Annotated in this window: 15 protein-coding genes; 13 read left to right on the top strand and 2 right to left on the bottom strand. The window is 52.0% G+C overall.

Features of this window, described 5'->3' with window-relative positions:
• The first annotated feature begins 226 nt into the window (after positions 1-226).
• Positions 227-808, top strand: coding sequence for a cell wall hydrolase (locus tag ACP15Y_RS15485; protein ID WP_424984015.1), 582 nt, complete (start codon positions 227-229; stop codon positions 806-808).
• A 9-nt stretch (positions 809-817) separates the two neighbouring features.
• Complete coding sequence (locus ACP15Y_RS15480; protein ID WP_424984014.1) at positions 818-1567, top strand: GNAT family N-acetyltransferase; 750 nt, start codon at positions 818-820, stop codon at positions 1565-1567.
• Positions 1568-1590: 23 nt separating this feature from the next.
• Here the strand turns inward: ACP15Y_RS15480 and ACP15Y_RS15475 are convergent, their stop codons facing one another.
• Both ACP15Y_RS15475 and ACP15Y_RS15470 read right to left on the bottom strand, forming a co-directional pair.
• Complete coding sequence (locus tag ACP15Y_RS15475; RefSeq protein ID WP_424984013.1) at positions 1591-2382, bottom strand: MerR family transcriptional regulator; 792 nt, start codon at positions 2380-2382, stop codon at positions 1591-1593.
• 124 nt (positions 2383-2506) lie between these two features.
• Positions 2507-4099 carry a phosphoenolpyruvate carboxykinase gene (locus tag ACP15Y_RS15470; RefSeq protein ID WP_424984012.1) on the bottom strand — a complete coding sequence of 531 codons (1593 nt, stop codon included), beginning with the start codon at positions 4097-4099 and terminating at the stop codon, positions 2507-2509.
• A gap of 374 nt (positions 4100-4473) precedes the next feature.
• Here ACP15Y_RS15470 and ACP15Y_RS15465 point away from each other — a divergent pair, with 374 nt between their 5' ends.
• The 11 genes from ACP15Y_RS15465 (at position 4474) to addA (ending at position 19928) form a co-directional block, all read left to right on the top strand.
• Positions 4474-5190, top strand: a complete 717-nt coding sequence (locus ACP15Y_RS15465) for a response regulator transcription factor (protein WP_027835586.1) — start codon at positions 4474-4476, stop codon at positions 5188-5190.
• A gap of 5 nt (positions 5191-5195) precedes the next feature.
• The gene (locus tag ACP15Y_RS15460) at positions 5196-7010 is read left to right on the top strand and encodes a stimulus-sensing domain-containing protein (protein ID WP_424984011.1); all 1815 of its coding nucleotides are present in this window, start codon (positions 5196-5198) and stop codon (positions 7008-7010) included.
• An 11-nt stretch (positions 7011-7021) separates the two neighbouring features.
• On the top strand, positions 7022-7489 hold the full coding sequence (locus ACP15Y_RS15455; RefSeq protein WP_424984010.1) for an HPr kinase/phosphorylase: 468 nt from the start codon (positions 7022-7024) through the stop codon (positions 7487-7489).
• A gap of 93 nt (positions 7490-7582) precedes the next feature.
• Complete coding sequence (locus ACP15Y_RS15450; RefSeq protein ID WP_424984009.1) at positions 7583-7984, top strand: PTS sugar transporter subunit IIA; 402 nt, start codon at positions 7583-7585, stop codon at positions 7982-7984.
• 9 nt (positions 7985-7993) lie between these two features.
• Positions 7994-8314: an HPr family phosphocarrier protein gene (locus tag ACP15Y_RS15445; RefSeq protein WP_424984008.1), complete on the top strand. Its 321-nt coding sequence runs from the start codon at positions 7994-7996 to the stop codon at positions 8312-8314.
• Positions 8315-8386: 72 nt separating this feature from the next.
• Positions 8387-8896, top strand: coding sequence for a DUF2937 family protein (locus ACP15Y_RS15440; RefSeq protein WP_424984007.1), 510 nt, complete (start codon positions 8387-8389; stop codon positions 8894-8896).
• 87 nt (positions 8897-8983) lie between these two features.
• Complete coding sequence (gene ahcY, locus ACP15Y_RS15435) at positions 8984-10387, top strand: adenosylhomocysteinase (RefSeq protein WP_424984005.1); 1404 nt, start codon at positions 8984-8986, stop codon at positions 10385-10387.
• A 154-nt stretch (positions 10388-10541) separates the two neighbouring features.
• Entirely contained in the window at positions 10542-13007 is a 2466-nt protein-coding gene (locus tag ACP15Y_RS15430) for an ATP-binding protein (RefSeq protein ID WP_424984004.1), read from the top strand.
• Positions 13007-13513 (top strand): tRNA (adenosine(37)-N6)-threonylcarbamoyltransferase complex ATPase subunit type 1 TsaE, encoded by a 507-nt coding sequence (gene tsaE, locus ACP15Y_RS15425; protein WP_424984003.1) that lies wholly within the window; start codon positions 13007-13009, stop codon positions 13511-13513. Before ACP15Y_RS15430 ends, tsaE begins: the two co-directional genes overlap by 1 nt.
• Before the next feature lie 8 nt (positions 13514-13521).
• Positions 13522-16548, top strand: coding sequence for a double-strand break repair protein AddB (addB, locus tag ACP15Y_RS15420; protein ID WP_424984002.1), 3027 nt, complete (start codon positions 13522-13524; stop codon positions 16546-16548).
• Complete coding sequence (addA, locus tag ACP15Y_RS15415; RefSeq protein ID WP_424984001.1) at positions 16548-19928, top strand: double-strand break repair helicase AddA; 3381 nt, start codon at positions 16548-16550, stop codon at positions 19926-19928. Before addB ends, addA begins: the two co-directional genes overlap by 1 nt.
• Positions 19929-20015 lie beyond the last annotated feature (87 nt).

Raw genomic sequence — 20015 nt, 5'->3', positions numbered from 1 at the left:
ATCACTTTCTGGGTTTTCTCGCAAACAAATCTGAACCCGGAACAGGTCAGGTCAGCACTGTAAGAAGAAAAGATGTGTGGTTGGACCAAAACAGTTGATCCTATTTATGAAAAAAATGCAAATTTTTAGGGTTAACCATTACTTAACAAAGAGCTCGATTTCCGCTAAAAGAATGAATAAGTTTCAAACACGCTTTCGAGCGATCGGGGAAATGGGGTTGTTAAGGGTGGCAAAATCTATTTTGCAATACGGGTTGGCTGTGGCGTTTTTGCTCCTTGCCGCATTGCCTGCTGCCTCACAGCAGGCGGCCAACTCGCTCACTCCTGAGCTTTTGGCAAAATATGCCCAAACCAAATACAAACCCACCAAAGAAAAGCGCGCCATTGCTGCCAAAGAAAAGATTTGCCTCACACAAGCGATCTATCATGAAGCGCGTGGCGAGCCGGAAGATGGCCAGTGGGCTGTTGCACAAGTGATTCTCAATCGGGTGCAGCACCCTAAATATCCAAACACCGTTTGCGGCGTTGTGTTCCAAAATGCTCACCGCATGCATTCTTGCCAGTTCTCATTTGCTTGCGATGGCAAATCGGACAATGGCGGCAAGGGCAATCGCATTGTGCGCGAAAGTTGGGTGAAGGCTGGCTTGATTGCCAACACGGCTTTCAAACGCTTCCAACAGCGTGACCATTTAGACGCTTTGCCAGCAACAACTTTGTTTTATCACGCGGCACGCGTATCGCCGAGTTGGGCAACTGCTTATCAGCCCGTGAAAAAAATCGGCGCTCATATCTTCTACACCCCACTATAAGAGATAAAAATGCACGCAGATCTCGCATTATGCTGGCGGGTTGAAGAGGCTTGTCAGCTGGCTTGGCCGTCTCTACATGCGCAAAATATTTGTGGCTATGTGTTCCGCTATAGCGGTTCAAATCGCTCGCGCCGCGCCAATTCTTTTAACCCGATCAATGGACCGCGCTTGCAGGGCGAAGAGTTTATAGCTCAGGCAGAATCATTTTTTGATCATTTTCAAATGCGCCCGTGCTTTCGTATGCCAGAGATTGGCGCAGAACTCGATAATGTTTTGGCCGAAAATGGCTATGCCCGGGAGGCTGAAACCATCACACTTTTTGCGCCTGACCTGACACACTTCAATCTGGCGTCAAAAGTCGACATCTCAACTGAAAACGCACCAGAGAGCTGGTTGAATTTCTATTTTTCCCTCGCGGAAGAGGATGGCCAGCAGCAACAAGTATTCAGCGACATGCTGGGAAAAATTGCGTTGCCAGTTGCCTATGGTGAGGCGAAAGTTGATGGGCGCATTGGTGCCATAGCATATGTGGTGCTGGTTGGTGACCTTGCCATTATTGAGGCGGTAGCGACTGACCCCAAATATCGCCGCCAAGGCCTCGCGGCCAACGTAGTGGGCAGTTTGCTCGCTTGGGCCCGTGCGCAAGGTTGCACGGAAGCGGCGCTGCAAGTGGTGGCTGAAAATGCACCAGCCACCAATCTTTATGCCAAACTGGGCTTTTCAACCGAGCTTTATCGCTATCACTACCGCACCAAATAGGTGGTGCACCGTTGCGCCCCACTTCAAAGCTTTTCGGTGGCGAATGTCTTCATGGCGTCCACCAAAAATTCGGTAAAGCCATCAGCCAAGCGTTCATAGCGGGTTACGAAATCGGGCGTATATTTATACATGTCTGCCAACCCCGCATAGCTTTGCGCATCGGGCTGTTTGTTCCACCATTGGCCAACCCATTTATGATGACGGGCAATAAGGTCAAGCACCTCGGCATCATGCGCCGCTTTGCCTGCCTGCATCATCAAAATCAATTCACCTTCGATTTGCTTTAACTGCTCCATGCGCTCATTCACGAGCCCAGCCTCGCCGCCAGTGTGCGCCTGTGCATCTTGGTCAAATTTGCGATTTGAGTTTTCAACCTTGTCGCGCATTTGGCCGCCATGTTTGGACACCAATTCATCCTGATAGGCTTTTTGTTTTTCGGGCGAGAACCCTTTGTACAATTCCTCATTGTTCATTTTAATGTCTCCGTTCAATTCAGCGATTGAGCGGTCAATCACCGTCAGCAATTCTCTTTGACGATCGACATTTTGCGCCAACTTATCTCGATGCAACTTCATTTGTTGCAACCGTTCAAACTCGGCGCTTGCCATAACACGCTGGATCGCTTTGAGGGGCATATCCATTTCGCGAAAAAACATGATTTGCTGCAAGCGCAGCAATTCTTCGCGCGTGTAATAGCGATAGCCATTTTCGCCAATATAGGCGGGAGACAACAAACCGATTTGGTCATAATGGTGCAGCGTGCGCACGGTTACGCCTGCCATCTCTGCCACTTGTTTGATCAAATAGGTCTGCATCTTCACCCTGCCTTTCCGCTGACCCACCAAATAGGGGCTGACGCTGCGTTAGGGTCAAGTCTAAGGCACAAAAAAGTGGCCCCCGAAGGAGCCACATAAAAGGAGGATGAAATGATAGTGATGCTTATGCGGCAGCCAATTTAGGCCCCGCATCTGCAAGTTCGATGGCGCTAGCGCCAAACTTTTTGAAGTTTTCTTCAAACAATTTGACCAGTTTGGCCGCTTGCGCGTCATAGGCTTCAGCGTCTGCCCAAGTTGCGCGTGGTGTCAACAAGGTTGGATCAACACCGTCAACAGCAGTTGGCACTTCAAAGCCGAAGATCGGGTCCACGCGCATTTCAGCATTCACCAATTCGCCTGTTAGTGCGGCGGACAACAAGGTGCGCGTATCTTTGATGGAGATACGGCTGCCTGTGCCATATGCACCGCCAGTCCAGCCGGTGTTGAGCAACCAACACTCTGCCAAGCTGTCGCGGATCTGCTTTTTCAACATCTTGCCGTAAACACTTGGGTGTAGCGACATGAACGGTGCACCAAAGCAAGCAGAGAACGTTGCTTGAGGCTCGGTCACACCGCGTTCGGTGCCAGCCACTTTTGCAGTGTAGCCAGACAAGAAGTGATAGATCGCTTGCTCTGGTGTAAGCCGCGCAATTGGAGGCAAAACACCAAACGCATCCGCGGTGAGCAACATCACTGTTTTCGGCACAGGGCCGATGCCAGTACGCGACACATTTTCAAGCGCGGTCAGCGGATAAGCTGCACGTGTGTTCTCGGTCAAAGAGCCATCATTGAAGTCAGGCTTCAAAGTTTCTTCGTCCAAAATCACATTTTCCAAAACGGTGCCGAAACGCTCAGTCGCCGCGAAAATCTCAGGCTCAGCCTGACGCGACAGATTGATGGTTTTGGCGTAGCAACCGCCTTCAAGGTTGAACACGCCATCAGCAGTCCAGCCATGCTCATCATCGCCAATCAACACCCGATTTGGATCTGTTGAAAGGGTGGTTTTGCCAGTGCCGGAAAGGCCGAAGAACAATGCAGTGTCACCCGCTTCGCCAATATTGGCTGAACAATGCATCGGCAAAACACCATTTTGTGGCGCATGGAAGTTGAACAAGGAGAAGACTGATTTTTTGATCTCACCAGCATAGAAGGTGCCGCCAATCACAACCATGTTGCGGCTGAAATCTAAGGCAATCACAGTTTCTGACCGTGTGCCGTGGCGCGCTGGATCAGCCTTAAAGGATGGCATGTGCACAATAGTGACATTAGCATCGAAATCGCTCAATGCGTTCAACGCTGGGCGGATCAGCAAATTGCGGATGAACAAAGCGTGCCAAGCATTCTCGGTGAACACTTCAACATTCAATTGTTGGCTAACATCCGCGCCGGCATAAAGCTGCTGAACGAACAAATCTTTGCCCTCAGCACTGGCCAGCATGTCCGCCAACAACACATCAAATTTCTCCGGCGTCATCGCTTTGGCATTGTCCCACCAAACAGTATCGTGGGTCAGCTTGTCATCAACGATGAATTTATCATTGGCCGAACGGCCAGTATGTTGCCCGGTTGTTGCAACAACGGCACCATCTGCACTCAATTCAACTTCGTTGCGCGACAGGGCTTTTTCAACCAGCTTTGGCGCTTTGTCATTAAACGAGAGATTGGCCGCCAAAGACTTGATTTTTGAGTTGACGTCGGCCCGCGTGATCGTGCTCATCGCTCTATTCCATGTGATTGTTGAAAGTTCGCTGGGCAAAAATAAAATATGTAACTGCCCAGTTCCTGCGCCCAACCTACAGTTTGAGCGCCATCGTTGCATTTAGAGATAGGTCTTAATACCTTCGTCTAAGGCAAAAATAATCGCGAAAAGCTTTATATTTATAATGGTTTAGATCAGCTTAGTCGCATTAACCACAATATGGTTCGCTCGATTGCATGGCAATTTATTCGCCCAATCATTGCATTGGACACAATTTGTGCGCATTTTGTGAGCTAAGAGGCGAATAGAATTGGAAAAATTCGGCTTGAGGGTTGGAACATTCAGCCCTCACTCATGTTATGATTCATTAAGCCGAACGAAAGGGATGTTAAATGCCAAAGATCGCACTGGTCGATGACGACCAAAATATTCTGGCGTCTGTATCAATGACATTGGAAGCCGAAGGCTATCGCGTCAACACCTACACAGATGGTGCGTCCGGGCTAGAGGGATTGACCTCAGACATGCCGGATCTGGCGATTTTGGATATCAAGATGCCCCGCATGGATGGCATGGAATTGCTGCGTCGTCTGCGGCAAAAATCAGATGTTCCCGTGATTTTTCTCACCTCAAAAGATGACGAGATTGATGAATTGTTTGGCCTTAAAATGGGCGCAGATGATTTTATCACCAAGCCATTTTCTCAGCGCCTTTTGGTTGAGCGCGTAAAAGCAATTTTGCGCCGCGCCCAAGCTCGCAACGAAACTCAATCTGCTGGCGGCAACGCCGATCAGCCGCAAGGCAAATCCATGATCGAGCGCGGTCGCCTAGCCATGGATCAAGAACGCCATACCTGCACATGGGACGGGAAAAATGTAACCCTGACCGTAACGGAATTTTTGATTCTGTTTGCTTTGGCACAGCGCCCTGGTGTGGTCAAAAGCCGTGACAGCCTGATGGATGCAGCCTATGATGATCAGGTCTATGTTGACGACCGCACGATTGATAGCCATATCAAGCGCTTGCGGAAGAAATTCCGCGTTGTCGACAAAGAATTTGATATGATCGAGACCCTTTATGGGGTGGGGTATCGCTTTAAGGAGCAATAGGCTTTTTGACGCTGGAAAAATCAGCACACCACGACCGAGATCATGACGCATCAGGCGACACACAGGCTGACGTGGCAGCCGATGCGCCTGATCATGACAGCGACGCCGCCTCTTCTGCAGTGCCACCAAAAAAGACAAATCCGCTGCTGTTGGCATATCGGGCCGCGCGGCGGTGGCTGTCGTTCACCATTTTTTCCTCGCTCACACGGCGCATTGTAATTCTCAATATTGTGGCGCTGGCCGCGCTTGTTGGGGCCATCATCAATCAAACGCAATGGCGGTCAGGGTTGATCAATGCGCAGGTCGACAGCTTGCGGGTGCAAGGCGAAATTATCGCCGGGGCCATTGCCGCTTCAGCCACAGTCGATAGCGACGTGATCACGCTCGACCCCGACAAATTTTTGCAATTGCAAGGCGACGCACCGCTGTCCACGCTTAGCTTTTTTGATCCAAGCCTTGAGTTTCCCATCAGCCCTGAACGAGTGGCGCCCTTATTGCGCAACCTCATTACCCCCACAGGCACGCGCGCGCGCATTTACGACCGCGACGGCCTCATGATTCTCGACAGTGAGGACCTTTACATTCAAGGTGAAGTGTTGGGCACGACACCACAATCAGCGCCACGGGAAAACTACTTCTTGATCGAATGGGTCAATCGCTTTTTCCGCATGTTGGCGGCGCGAGAATTCCCGCGCTATCAGGAATATGGCTCCACGGAGGGCACCAAATATCCAGAAGTCGCCTCAGCCATGTCTGGCGCTGCTGCGTCTATCGTGCGGGTAGATCCAACTGATCGCTTGGTTGTGTCGGTTGCGGTGCCCGTGAAGCGTTTGCGCGCAAATGTTGGCGTGCTGCTATTGTCCACCCAGCCTGGCACTATTGATACAATTGTTGAAAAGGAACGCTGGAACGTTGTGCGCATCTTTGTGATTGCGGCGACCATCACCAGCATGGTGTCTTTATTGTTGGCCAGCACAATTGCCGGGCCAATGCGCCGACTTTCCGCAGCAGCCCAGCGGGTACGGCGTTCGATCAAAGACCGGGAAGAAATCCCAGACTTTACCCAACGTCCTGACGAAATTGGCCTGTTGTCAGGCTCGCTGCGCGACATGACCAACGCGCTTTACAATCGGATTGATGCCATTGAAAGCTTTGCGGCAGATGTGGCGCATGAGTTGAAAAATCCGCTCACCTCTTTGCGCAGCGCCGTGGAAACTTTGCCACTGGCCAAAAAAGAGGAAGACCGCACGCGCCTCGCCAACATCATCCAACATGATGTGCGCCGCTTGGATCGGTTGATTTCCGACATCTCCAATGCATCACGATTGGATGCGGAACTGGCCCGCGAATCTGCGGACCGTGTGGATTTGCTTAGCCTCACAGAAACAATTATCTCCATTCAAGAAGACAATGCCGCCAAGCGCGATGTGAAAATTGTGCTTGAAAACAATTTGGATAATGCGCCTTGCGAGGTGGTGGGGCATGATTCACGTTTGGCACAGGTGGTGACCAATCTAGTCGACAATGCGGTTTCGTTTTCGCCTGAAGGCGCGACGGTGACCGTGCAATTGTCGGCGGATCATCAATGTATAGAATTGCGGGTGCTCGATGAGGGACGTGGCATTCGCGGCAATGCGGAAAAAGTGTTTCAACGCTTTTATACAGATCGGCCGGATGGCGAGAAATTTGGCGACCATTCCGGCTTGGGCTTGTCGATCTCCAAACAGATCGTGGATGCACATTTAGGGGAAATTAACGCCCATAACCGCAACGATAGGTCAGGCGCAGAGTTTACTGTTAAATTGCCACGCGCCGAATAGGAGGGGCTATTATGACGGACCAAACTGAAAATATTTTCGCAACCGGCATTGTCTACGACAATATCGGCATCCTGATCCGGGGGGAAAGCGGCGCTGGCAAGTCGCTTCTTTCGTTTGATCTGATGGACCGTGCTGAAATGCGCGGCAAGGTGACGGGATTGATTTCCGATGACCGAATTTTGGTGGAAGCAAAAAATGGTGAACTGATCGCCAGCGCACCGGACCACATTAAAGGGCAAATAGAATTGCGCGGATTTGGCATTGTTGATCGCCCCGTGATTGAGCGGCACGCCATTCAGCTTGTGGTCGATATTTCTGGCGAAATGAACCGGATGCCGGAAAATGAGGAATTTGAAACCGAACTTTTGGGCATCAAGCTGAACCGTGTTCCGGTGCCATCGCGGCGTTTGATCGATTCGGTGCATCAACGTCTTTTGGTGCTGGAAGCCTTGCGCAAGATCAACAAGCCTGCGACTTAAAGGCACAAAAAGCGTTTGGTATGATCGCAGATTGCCGTTAAACTTTAACACATACAAACTAGTGCGCTGCGGCGTGATCAAGGGGCGAATAATATGATCGGTATGGTGCTTGTGACCCATGGGGCATTGGCAGATGAATTTAAATCTGCGCTGGAACATGTGGTGGGGCCACAAGAGCAATGTGCGGCCGTATGTATCGGGCCGGACGACGATATGGAAGTGCGCCGTCAGGACATTTTGACAGCCGTTCATGATGTTGACACAGGCCAAGGCGTGGTGATCCTCACCGATATGTTTGGTGGAACGCCATCCAACCTTGCCATTTCTGTGATGGAAAATCGTGAAGTGGAAGTGATTGCGGGGGTCAACCTGCCAATGTTGGTGAAATTGGCTCGGGTACGCCCAGAGCTGGATATGAAAACCGCTGTGCACGAAGCGCAGGAAGCGGGTCGCAAATATATCAATGTGGCCAATGATGTGCTTGGGGGCGTATAATTTATCCCCATGCCCAATTCTTCGCACCCAGAAAAGTCATTCGGTCAACTTTTGCGCATCTGCAATCGTCGCGGGCTTCATGCCCGCGCGTCTGCGCGTTTTGCCCGAACATCTGAGTGCTTTGATGCGGACATAAGTGTCACCCGCGATGGGCAAACGGTGGGAGGCTCTTCCATTATGGGCCTGATGCTATTGGCGGCCGGGCCCGGCTCAACAATTTTGGTGAAAACAAAAGGTCCGCAGGCGCGCGAAGCGCTGGATGCGTTGGTGCAATTGGTGGAAAATGGCTTCGACGAAGACACAGAAGCCAATGAAGAGGATGTGTCCTGAATTCGATCATTTGTTTGAATTCTTCACGCACCATGCCAATATAGGTTTCATTATCGCAATTGCGGGGTGATCATGCGCGGCTTGGTTTTCATAATCGTATTCGTCGTTGGCGGCGTTGCAGGGGCACAGTTTCCCGGTTTCACCAGTCAATATGAGCAGCGACTAGATGGCGCAATTGAAGAGTTGCGCACCATCATCAATCGATTTGACCGCGACGCAGCCGAGCAAGACCTGTCTCGCGAACAAGCGCTCAACACCTATGCACAAGCCGAGGATGAATTTTTGGTCAAGCAGGGCACATCCATGCGTGAAGTGTTTATCCGCTTTGATAAACTCAATGCCCATCAAGTGGCGTTGCAAAATTCCAATGTTGCTGAGCAGGCTATGGGCTTTGTGCAATATTTTGACCCTGAATTGGCCAATGCAACCTGGGCGCAATATGATCTTTCGGTACCTTTAAATCCTGAAGGGGGCCTGTTCGCCTTTTTGGGCGGCGCTGCCGCTTGGATCACCGCAGCAATAGCTTGGGCGATCGCTCGATTGCCCTTTAAATATCGCCGCCGTATCCGGTTTAGCGATTAGGCATATAAATAAATCTTTATATCTTTATTGAATGGTCAACCTTTGCCCGCTATAACTCGGGCAAACTGATTTTAAGGAGACCCGTGAATGAGCGCGTTGACCCAAGAATATGCTGTAAAAGACCTCAGCTTGGCCGACTATGGCCGCAAAGAAATTGAAATGGCCGAAGTGGAAATGCCAGGCCTGATGGCTATCCGCAAAGAGTTTGCCGCCTCACAGCCATTGAAAGGCGCGCGGATTGCCGGCTCCTTGCATATGACCATCCAAACAGCCGTGTTGATTGAAACATTGGTGGCCCTAGGCGCAGAGGTGCGCTGGGCGTCTTGCAACATTTATTCAACCCAAGATCATGCCGCCGCAGCAATTGCCGCTGCTGGTATCCCCGTATTTGCCCATAAAGGCGAAACATTGGAAGAATATTGGGACTTTGCGGACCGCTTGTTTGAATTCGATAATGGCGAGTTGGCCAATATGATTTTGGACGATGGTGGCGACGCGACCATGTTGATCCTCAATGGCGCCAAAGCCGAAACAGACCCCGGCGTTTTGGACAACCCGTCAAACGAAGAAGAAGAAGTTTTCGTAGCGACAATCAAAAAGCGCTTGGCCAAAGACCCGAACTTTTATTCGCGCGTACGTGAAAGCATCAAAGGCGTGTCGGAAGAAACAACCACCGGTGTGATCCGCCTGTATCAGTTGCAGGAAAAAGGCGAATTGCCGTTCCCCGCAATCAATGTGAACGACAGCGTCACCAAATCCAAGTTCGATAACAAATATGGTTGTCGCGAAAGCTTGGTTGATGCGATCCGCCGCGGCACAGACGTGATGATGGCCGGTAAAGTAGCCATCGTTTGTGGCTATGGCGATGTGGGCAAAGGCTCAGCCGCGTCTTTGCGTGGCGCAGGTGCGCGCGTGATGGTGACCGAGGTTGACCCAATCTGTGCATTGCAGGCCGCAATGGATGGCTATGAAGTTGTGACGCTTGAAGACGATATTGAGCGGGCTGACATTGTGGTTACTGCCACAGGCAACAAAGACATTTTGACTCTCGATCACATGCGTCGCCTGAAAGATATGGCGATTGTCGCCAATATTGGTCACTTCGACAATGAGATTCAGGTTTCAGCCCTACGCAACCAAAAATGGACCAATGTGAAGCCACAAGTGGACATGATCGAATTCCCACAAGGCAACCGCATGATCCTTTTGTCGCAAGGTCGTTTGGTGAATTTGGGCAACGCCACAGGCCACCCAAGCTTTGTGATGAGCGCATCTTTCGCCAACCAGACATTGGCGCAAATCGAATTGTTTGCCCATGGCGACAAATACGAAAACAAAGTCTATGTGCTACCCAAGCATTTGGACGAAAAAGTAGCGGCGCTGCATTTGGATAAACTAGGTGCAAAACTTACCAAGCTGTCCAAAGAGCAAGCTGATTATATCGGCGTTGAGCAAAACGGACCGTTCAAATCAGAGCAATATCGCTATTAAGATTCATTTGCAGATATTTATCCAAAGGGGAGTGTAAAACGCCCCTTTTTTTGCCCAAAACGCATTTTGACTCTTGTTGCGTGATTCGCCGAAGCGGTATGGTGAAGTGATTCGCTGAGCGGGCGGCGATTTGATAATTTTTAAGGGGCTAAAAATGGGGCCGGTCACATTCCGGATTAAAAAAGGAGTCGCAAAACTCAGTTGCGCATCTCTTGCCATGCTGGCCGCAAATCCAGCCCTAGCCCAAACGGGCATCTCCACCACACAGCTTGTATCAACAACCCCCTTGGCGATTGCGCTCGGGGCGCTTTTATGTGGCGGTGCAGCGACTTACATGGCATTGCGCCAACATCGGAAAGTGCAGCTTTTGCGCGTGAAAACGCAGCGTCAGCTGGCCGAAATGAGCGCGGCGCTAGATGAAAAAGGCGCCATCTTGCACGGCATGCGCGAAGTCACATTGATTTGGCGTGGCGGCAAAGAGCAGGCCGATTCAATCGGGCCAATTCAGTCTACCATCCCAACATGCAGTTCAATCGGCGACATTCTCGAATTTAAAACATGGCTGAACCCTAAGGCCGCCATCGAAGTATCGTTCAAGCTGGATGAGTTGCAAGCGCAAGGGCGCGAGTTTGAATATCGCGCGCCCGGCCTTGGCGATCGCGATTACCGCATCTCAGGTCGCGTGGTTGCGGGCAAGCCGTTGATACGCATTTCGCCGCGTGAGGCGGAAGTGGACGAGCCATATGTATTGGCTGAAACGCGCAATAATGTGCCGACAATTGAAACCTATGCTGCGCTGATTGATAAGTTCAATCACCCAGCCTGGGTGCGCAATTATCAAGGCCAATTGGTGAAGGTCAACGAAGCCTATTTGAAATTGGCATTGGGCGGCGCCGGGCTTGAGCCAGACCAGCCCATACCTGAATTGTTTGGCGAAGAAACCCTCGCACGCCACCGCCGCCTCGATCCTTTGGACGGCGGGCCATTGTCCGTTACGGAAGATCATGATGATTTCGGCGTTCTCGATGTTACCATGTTCAAACTGGCCGATGGTACCGCCGGCTATGCTGTGCAAGGCTTTGCATCAAACGAAGAAAAGAACGACCCTAAAGCGAGTTTCCTAACCGCTGCGATCAATGAATTGCGCACGCCGGTTGCCGTGTTTGATGGTGCAGGCCAACTGACCCATTTTAACAAAGCATTCTCTGAATTTTGGGAAATGGATGTGGCCTGGCTGGAAACACAGCCAAGCGAAAAAGCTCTCCTCGACCGACTGCGCACCCAGGGCAAATTGCCAATGGAGCCAGATTATAAGAAGTGGCGCGCGCAACATCTTGAAGCCTATGGGTTGAAAAAAACGCGCGAAACCATGTGGCATTTGCCCAGCGGGCAAGCGCTGAACGTGATTGCCTCTCCTGCACCGCATGAGCGTGGCGTAATTTACATCTACCACAATGTGACCGAACAGCTTGCCTTGGAAAGCCGCTATAATGCGCTGATCCACGTGCAAGATGAAACATTGAACGCCTTGTCCGAAGCCGTGGCCGTGTTTGGCACCGATGGCCGCTTGAAATTGCACAATGCACAGCTTTCCCGCATTTGGAAGCTGCCCATGAACAAGCTGGACAAGCAAACCCACATTGCCGATATCGCCTCGATCAGCGCGGAAACCTTACCTGAAGATGGCGAGCGCATTTGGTCGGACCTCAAAGAAGAAATCCTCGACTTTGACGCAGAGCGCCACGACAAGAAGGGACGCATTGTCCGGTCGGATCATCGCTTGATCGATTATGCGATTGTGCGCTTGCCGGATAGCCAAACCTTGGTCACCTTTGTTGACGTGACCGAAGGCGCATCGTTTGAAAAAGTCTTGAAAGAGCGCAACGAAGCGTTGGAAACAGCCGACAAACTCAAAGATGCTTTCGTGCAAAACATCTCCTACGAGTTCCGGTCGCCGCTGACCAATATTATTGGCTTTGCGGACCTATTGGCCAGTGAAGCTGCAGGGCCGCTCACAGAAAAGCAAAAGGACTATACGGACTTTATCCGAGCCTCCTCGAGCTCTTTGGGCTTATTGATTGACAATATTCTCGACCTAACCACCATTGATGCGGGCATTGCTGAGCTACAAACCGACGTGCTGGACGTTCATGCATTGGTTGAAAAGGCGCGCAAAGGCGTGCTGGCTGCCTTGCAGGTGGGTAGCGATGAAGTGCCGATTAATCTCGATATTTCAATTGATGATAATCTACCCACATTTGTGGCTGACGGCACCCGCATCGTTCAGGTGTTATACAATCTTTTGTCTAATGCGGTTCGCTATTCCGATCCTGGTGCACGCGTGCGCCTTGATGTCTTTGAACGCGGCGGGCGTATCTTATTTGTGGTTGAAGATGAAGGCGTGGGCATTCCGGATGACATAATCGCGTCCGTCTTTGATCGCTTTGAAGGAAAAGCAGTTGAAGGGCGCCAACGTGGCGCTGGCTTGGGGCTCTCCATCGTAAAAACCTTTGTCCATATGCATGGCGGAACGGTTGCCATTGAGCGGTTGCAGCCGCGCGGCACGAAGGTAACCGTCAACTTGCCAGCCGAACAGGTGGCAAAAGGCGCCGCTGAATAATGACGCAGAACCAACAACTTTCCATCATTTTAGTGAGCGAAAGCGCAACGCTTGAGTTTGCCGCGCTGTTGCGCAGCTTGCTGAAGCCGGGTGACATCGTGGCGCTGACGGGCGACCTCGGCGCTGGCAAAAGCTTTCTGGCGCGCGCCTTGCTGCGCGACGCCGCCAATGACCCGGACCTGGAAGTGCCGAGCCCGACCTTTTCACTGGTGCAAAGCTATAAGCTTCAAGAGCAAACCTATTTGCACTCAGATCTTTATCGCCTAAGCGATGCCAGCGAAGCGGATGAGCTGGGCCTGTTTGATGATCCGGAAGCGATCTTGTTGGTTGAATGGCCAGAGCGGATTGCGGAATTGGCCGACCAAGCAACCTTCACACTATCGCTTCATGTGATTTCTGAAATGCTTGAAGGCCGCACATTGCATGTTTCTGGCGCACCAGAACGTCTGGAAGTTCTTGCTCAACAGCTCGAATCCCGATCAGATAGCGGCATCAAACTGATCTAAGGGACATAATGCGGCGCTCGCTCTTTTCCATCGCGCCAGACGCGCCTTTTCTGAAGGTGCTGGCCACACGCATATTGGACGGCACACTTGCGCCCGAATGGCCGCGCGAGGGGCCTTTTTGGCTGTCCGACATCACAATCTATTTGCCAACAAAGCGAGCGCGGTTGGCGCTCATTGATATATTTCTTGAGCGGTTGGATGATGCCACGCTCTTGCCCAACATCTATACGATGGGGGAAAGCGATGAAGTTGAGAACGCCTTCTTCGCAGAGCCGGATCTCACTGCCACCAATCCTGCATCCAAAACCGCGCGCACTTTGTTTTTGGCGCGTTTGATTGAGGGTTGGGCCCATCAGGCGGAAAAAGCGCAACAGGTCGGTTTTGCATCTCCGCCAAGTGCGGCTGAGATTTTGGCCATGGCCCAATCACTAGGGCAATTGCTCGACGATTTTTTGACGGAAGAGATTGATTATAGTGCCCTAAGCAATCTGGTGCCGGATGAACTGGCAGAAAACTGGCAGCAAAGTTTGCAATTTGTCCGGATCGTCACGGAAAACTGGCCGCTATTCCTCGAAAGCCTGGGACTGCAAGAAGTGGCGACCTTGCGGAGCGAAAAATTTGCGCTGGCACAGCAATCCCTGCACCTGCGATATGGCCAAAGGCCAGTGTTCGCTGCGGGGTCTACTGGTTCGGTGCCCGCCAATGCGCGATTTTTGGCCGAGATCAGCAAGCTGCCCAATGGCGCGTTAATTTTGCCCGGCTTCGATACGTCAATGTCTGTGGATGACTTCAGTTTCCTGCTAACTCCACAAAACAAAGCTCATGCCCATCCGCAATATGGCATGGCGCAGTTTTTACGGCGGCTAAACAGCGGTCCACAGGATGTGGTGGAACTGTCCGATAAAGATCACACGCGCGCGCATGTGCTGCATCAAGCGCTGGCAACGGCGGAAAACACGGCACATTGGCACACCGAGCGCGAAAAGATTGGCGATCAGATGATGGCTGCAACCGGCCAGCTTTCTTTGCTGTCGATGCCAAATGAAGCGCTTGAAAGTCGTGCCATCGCGTTGGCAACACGGGAGGCTTTAGCAGCGAACAAGTCCGTTGGCATCGTGGCACCAGATCGGGATCAGGCCCGCCAAATTATAGCAGAGCTGCACCGTTTCAATATCTCGGTGGATGATAGTGCAGGCGTACCGCTTAACCAGAGCCCTGCCGGGCGCTTGGTGCGATTGATGCTGCAAATGGTGCAGTCCCAATTCACCGCCATTGATCTGGTTGGGTTCCTCACCCACTCATCCGTTTGTTTTGGTCGAGATCGTGGCAAACTGTCGGCACTGCGCGAAGTTGTCGACCTGTCAATTTTGCGCGGCCTACGTGGCAAGCCCGGTTTGGCAGGCCTAAAACGCGCGGTGGAAAAAGCACATACCGACCCTGCACCAAGGCAACGACCATTGGGCGATGACGAAGCAGAGGCGCTAACAGAGCTGCTTGATGATATGGAGCGCGTACTGGCCCCCATCATCAGCGCGTTCGACACTGGCGAGCCTAGCCTTATGACAGTGGCCAAATCACTGCCAGATGTGATCTTGAACATCATTAAAGATGATCAGGAAAAGCTGCACACGCCGCATGGCTATGACCAGTTGGGTGACTGGCTGGTTGAGCTGGCCGCTGGCGAAGTGGAACTGAGCAAAATTGCGGCGGGGCAATTTGTGGCCGCCATTTCTCTATTGATGAGCCCGGTGTCAGTTCGGCCACTGGAACGGGCTCGCCATGATGTGCAATTGTGGGGGCGCATTGAGGCGCGATTGCAAAGCGCTGATGTTATGATATTGGCAGGGCTGAATGAGGGTGTGTGGCCTGAAGATGCCGACCCCGGCCCATGGATGTCGCGCGGCATGAAAATGGCCATCGGGCTGGAACCGCCAGAGCGCAAAGTCGGTTTGGCGGCCCACGACTTCTTGATGGCCCTCAGTGCATCAAAAGTTATCCTCAGCTATGCCGAACGGCGCGGCACCTCGCCGGCGGATCAGTCGCGTTTTCTCAAACGTCTTTTGGCTTTTGTTGGCGGGGATTGCGAGAAAGAACTTTGTGCCCGCGTGGCGCATTTAAAAGCGTGGACCACACAAATCGATGCGGTTCCGTCTGTACAACCTGCAGTGCGTCCAACGCCTCAACCGCCTGCAAGCTTGCGGCCACGCCGCTTGTCGATCACAGAAATCGAAACATTGCTGCGCGATCCCTATGCGGTTTATGCAAAACATATTTTGGGCCTAAAGCCACTTGACCCGTTAGGTGCGCCGCCTGACTTTGCGGAGCGGGGCAACCTCATTCATGATGTACTAGGCGACTTTATCGCGCACGGGCATGATTGCGCTGCGCCGAACGCACACGAGATCATGATGGACATGGCCCGCGCTGCCTATGAGCGGTTGGCAGATGTTGCAGATCGTCGCGATATATGGCTCAAGCGGTTTGACGCAATCGCCCGCGCGTTCCTAAATCATGAGATCACGCAGAATATGCATCTGGCATTGCGTCATGCGGAAATTCGCGGTGAAACTCAGCTTGAAATTGCCGGTGAAATGTTCACCTTGCACGGTCGTGCGGACCGGGTTGATCAAACCCAACAGGGCGAATTTGAGATCGTAGATTTTAAAACCGGTGGCGTGCCCAGCAAAAAGGACATGGAAGCCTTTATGGCACCACAATTGCCAATGGCCGGGTTGATCGCACGTCAGGGCGGCTTTGATGGGTTGTCGCGCGGCGACAGTGCAGCTTTTCGCTACGTAAAATTGGCGCATGGGCCTGACACCTTGAACGTGACCAATTTCCCCTCAAATCAAACCGCTGAGGATTGGGTGGATCAATATTGGGAACGCTTTTCCCGCTTTGCAGAGCTGATGTTGTTGCGTGACGATATTGCCATGGTCTCGCAATTGAACCCAAAGCCAGAGCAACGGTTTGAGGGCGATTATGATCATCTTGCCCGCGCTAAAGAATGGGCACCGGAAGGGGAGGATGAATAATGCGCCAAGATTTGCATATTGCCCCTGAAACCGTCTCCGCGCAAAAGCGTGCCGCCAATCCTGAAGCCCATGCATGGGTCGCCGCCAATGCAGGCTCAGGCAAAACCTTTGTATTGTCGCGCAGGGTGCTGCGCATATTGCTCGATGGCGTCGCGCCTGATGAGATCTTGTGTCTGACCTATACCAAAGCCGCCGCAGCTGAAATGCGCGCCCGTGTCACAGACAAACTCGGCGATTGGGCTTTGATGGGTGAAGACGCATTGATCAACGAGTTGATTGAGCTGACGGACACCCACCCAAGCGCCTCAACTTTGCAACGGGCCAAGCAACTTTTTGCATTTGCATTGGAAACGCCAGGCGGATTGAAAATCAATACCATCCACGCGTTCGCAGAATCTGTGTTGCATCGGTTCCCGCTTGAGGCGGGCGTGCCGTTCGACTTTGAAGTGATTGAAGATGCCGACCGGGCGCAAATGATGCAGGACGCGCGGGAGCGCGTGCTTGCTGGCCGCTATCGGGCAGATCAGATCGCACATTTGCTAGACGCGTTGTTTGAGCGCGCAAGCGACGCACAAATTGAAGATGCGCTGGATAAATTGCTGGCAGAAGGGGCCAAGCTCAAAACGCTATTGGCCCACAAAGATCGAGCCATTGAAAATTTGGCCGAGTTCCTCAAGGTGCCCGCTGATTTGAGCGCAGCACAAATTGAAGACCATGTGCTCAACGAAGCCATTTTGCCCCAATCTGAATATCATGGCGTTGGCCAGCATTTGCATCATTTGGGTGTGGCCAAAACAATTGCAGATGGATTGCTGGCAGCCGACCCAAATGAAAAGCGGATGGAGCAGGCCTTCACCGCATTGCTAACCCAAAAGGGGACGCCGAAAAAAGGCGCTGCCGGCATTGCCAAAAAAGATGAAGCACTTGCTGGGCAGCTGGAAGCGGAAGGCGAACGGCTTGCTGATCTGTTTGAGCAGCTCAAATTGGCGCGTTTTTTGGACAATTCTAAGCTGCTATTGGCACTGGCTGAGGCTGTTGTGGGGGCTTATGAAGCGAGCAAAAAGGCCAAAGCGCATTTGGACTTTGACGATTTGATTTTGGCGCTAAAACGGCTTTTTGCAAACGAAGCCTATGGGCCATGGGTCGCTTACAAGCTCGATGCGGGCATTACGCACATTTTGGTGGATGAAAGCCAAGATACGAACCCCGAGCAATGGGACATTATCGAGGCCATCGCCAGAGAGTTCTTCGCGGGTGAGGGGGCTGTGCTAAAGAAACGCACGCTCTTCGCTGTAGGGGATGAAAAGCAATCCATTTATAGTTTTCAGGGCGCGGAGCCGCGCCTATTCGGCGAGATGGGCCGCCGCTTTGCCCGTCGTGCGCGGGAAGCTGAGCAGACATGGCATGACGTGCCGCTGCAAACTTCTTTCCGGACCCAAAATCCCATTTTGAGTGCCGTGGACTTGGTGTTTGAAGCGCAAGAAAACCATAAAGGCCTTTCCGGTGTCGCCGCAGCGCCAGCGCACAAAGCCGCGCGGACCACAAATGCTGGCTTTGTAGCCCTATGGCCAAAAGAACCTTTGGCCGAAAAGCCGGAGCCAGGTGACCAATATCCCATTGAAGCGGCGCAACATGAGCAGCGCCCGGAAGCCAAGCTAGCCCAACGAGTGGCTCGCACCATCGAAAACTGGTTGCGAAAAGGGCGCACACTATCGGGGCACGATCGCGCCGTACGGCCCGATGATATTATGATTTTGGTGCAAACGCGTGGGCGCTTGTTCAAAGAAATGATCAAGGCGCTTAAGCAGCGTAATCTCCCCAATTTGGGTGAAGACAAGCTGGTTGTGAACGACCACATTGCTGTCAAAGATTTGCTGGTTCTGGGCGACGTGATGGTCAACCCCGCCGACGATCTGGGCTTGGCAACGTTGCTGAGATCGCCTCTGTTCAACATTAGCGAAGAGCAATTGTTTGAACTGTGCCATAATCGTTCAAAAGGGCCTCTTTGGGCCCATCTACGCCAATTCGCCAAAACGCATCCATGGGCTGAAAAGCCCTATGCCTTGCTGCGCGAGTGGCGCACACACTTGGATGTAGATCGACCCTACGAGTTTTTCGCGTTCATTCTGTACACCCACAAAGGGTTGCAAAAATTCCACACACGATTGGGACCAGAAATTGATGATGTGATTGGCGAATTTATGACCATGGCATTGGCCCATGAGCGCCAGGATCAATCAAGTCTCATTGGCTTCCTTACAAAAATGCGCGCGTCCCCCGCCGAAGTGAAGCGCGAGCTAAGTGATGTGAAAGACAATATTCGGGTAATGACCGTGCATGGCGCAAAAGGTTTAGAAGCCCCAATTGTCATCTGTTTGGACGCAACCCAAGCGCCCGATAGCCGAAATTACACGTCCTCGGTTTTTCTCGATGTGCCAGCCGAATTGCCCCACAAAAGCTTTCTCGCTTGGAATATTGGCGGGGCCAACAATTTGCCCGAAGCAGCGAGTGCATTAAAGGATAAGCGCGCGGAAAAAGAGTTTGATGAATATCGTCGCAAGCTCTATGTGGCGCTGACCCGCGCGGAAGACGAGCTTTACCTCACCGGTGTAGAGAAAAAACCATCAAAGTCTGGCCCGGCTAGCTGGTTTGACATGGCAATGGGCGCGCTTCAGCCAGTGGCAGATGAGCGAGAGGAGGGCACGATATATCCAAGCGGAGCGCAGATTTATCAGCCAGCCAAGCCGATCACGCTGAGCCATGAACGTGCGGACTTGCCCAGCTATATGGTGCAGCCAGTGGAAGCGCCAGAAAAGCGCGTTATTGTTGAGCCTTCCAAGGGCGATGAAACATTGCCGACCAGTTTGACGTCCGCCGACGAAGTTGCGACAGGCTTGCCACCGAAATTGGCAATGGCCCGCGGTAACGCGCTTCATGCTTTGCTGCAATATCTGCCTGAATGTGCCGAAAGCCAGCGGGAGGCGCAGGCCAACATTGCCTTGCCCTTAATCTTGCCCGAAGCACCTGAGTTGCATGGTGAAATTCTGGATAAGGCGATGACCATTCTAAAGAACGATGAGCTTTCATTCTTGTTCTCCGCACAAAGTCGTGCCGAAGTAGCTCTTGCCGCAAATATCGAGCTGGATGGCGCGCCTGCACGCATTACGGGCCGCATCGATAGATTGGTAATTTCTGAAAAAGAAGTGCTGATCGTGGATTTTAAATCGGATCAAAATGTACCGGAAACGGCAGAACAGATAAGTCCGAAATATCGCCACCAATTGGCGCAATATGCACAAGTGTTGGCTAAAACCTATCCAGAACACACCTTAAAAACCGCCATTTTGTGGACGCAAAATGCGCGTTTAATGTATGTTTGAGAAAAGAATTTCTGTGGTGACTGATTTTTCATCACCCCGCCGTGATCTGCTTGAATCTTTATCCGACTCTTCTTACATTCAAGCCAA

It is taken from the genome of Maritalea sp. S77, assembly GCF_049801075.1.
Lineage (GTDB): Bacteria > Pseudomonadota > Alphaproteobacteria > Rhizobiales > Devosiaceae > Maritalea.
This window is presented reverse-complemented; position numbering and strand designations above follow the sequence as displayed.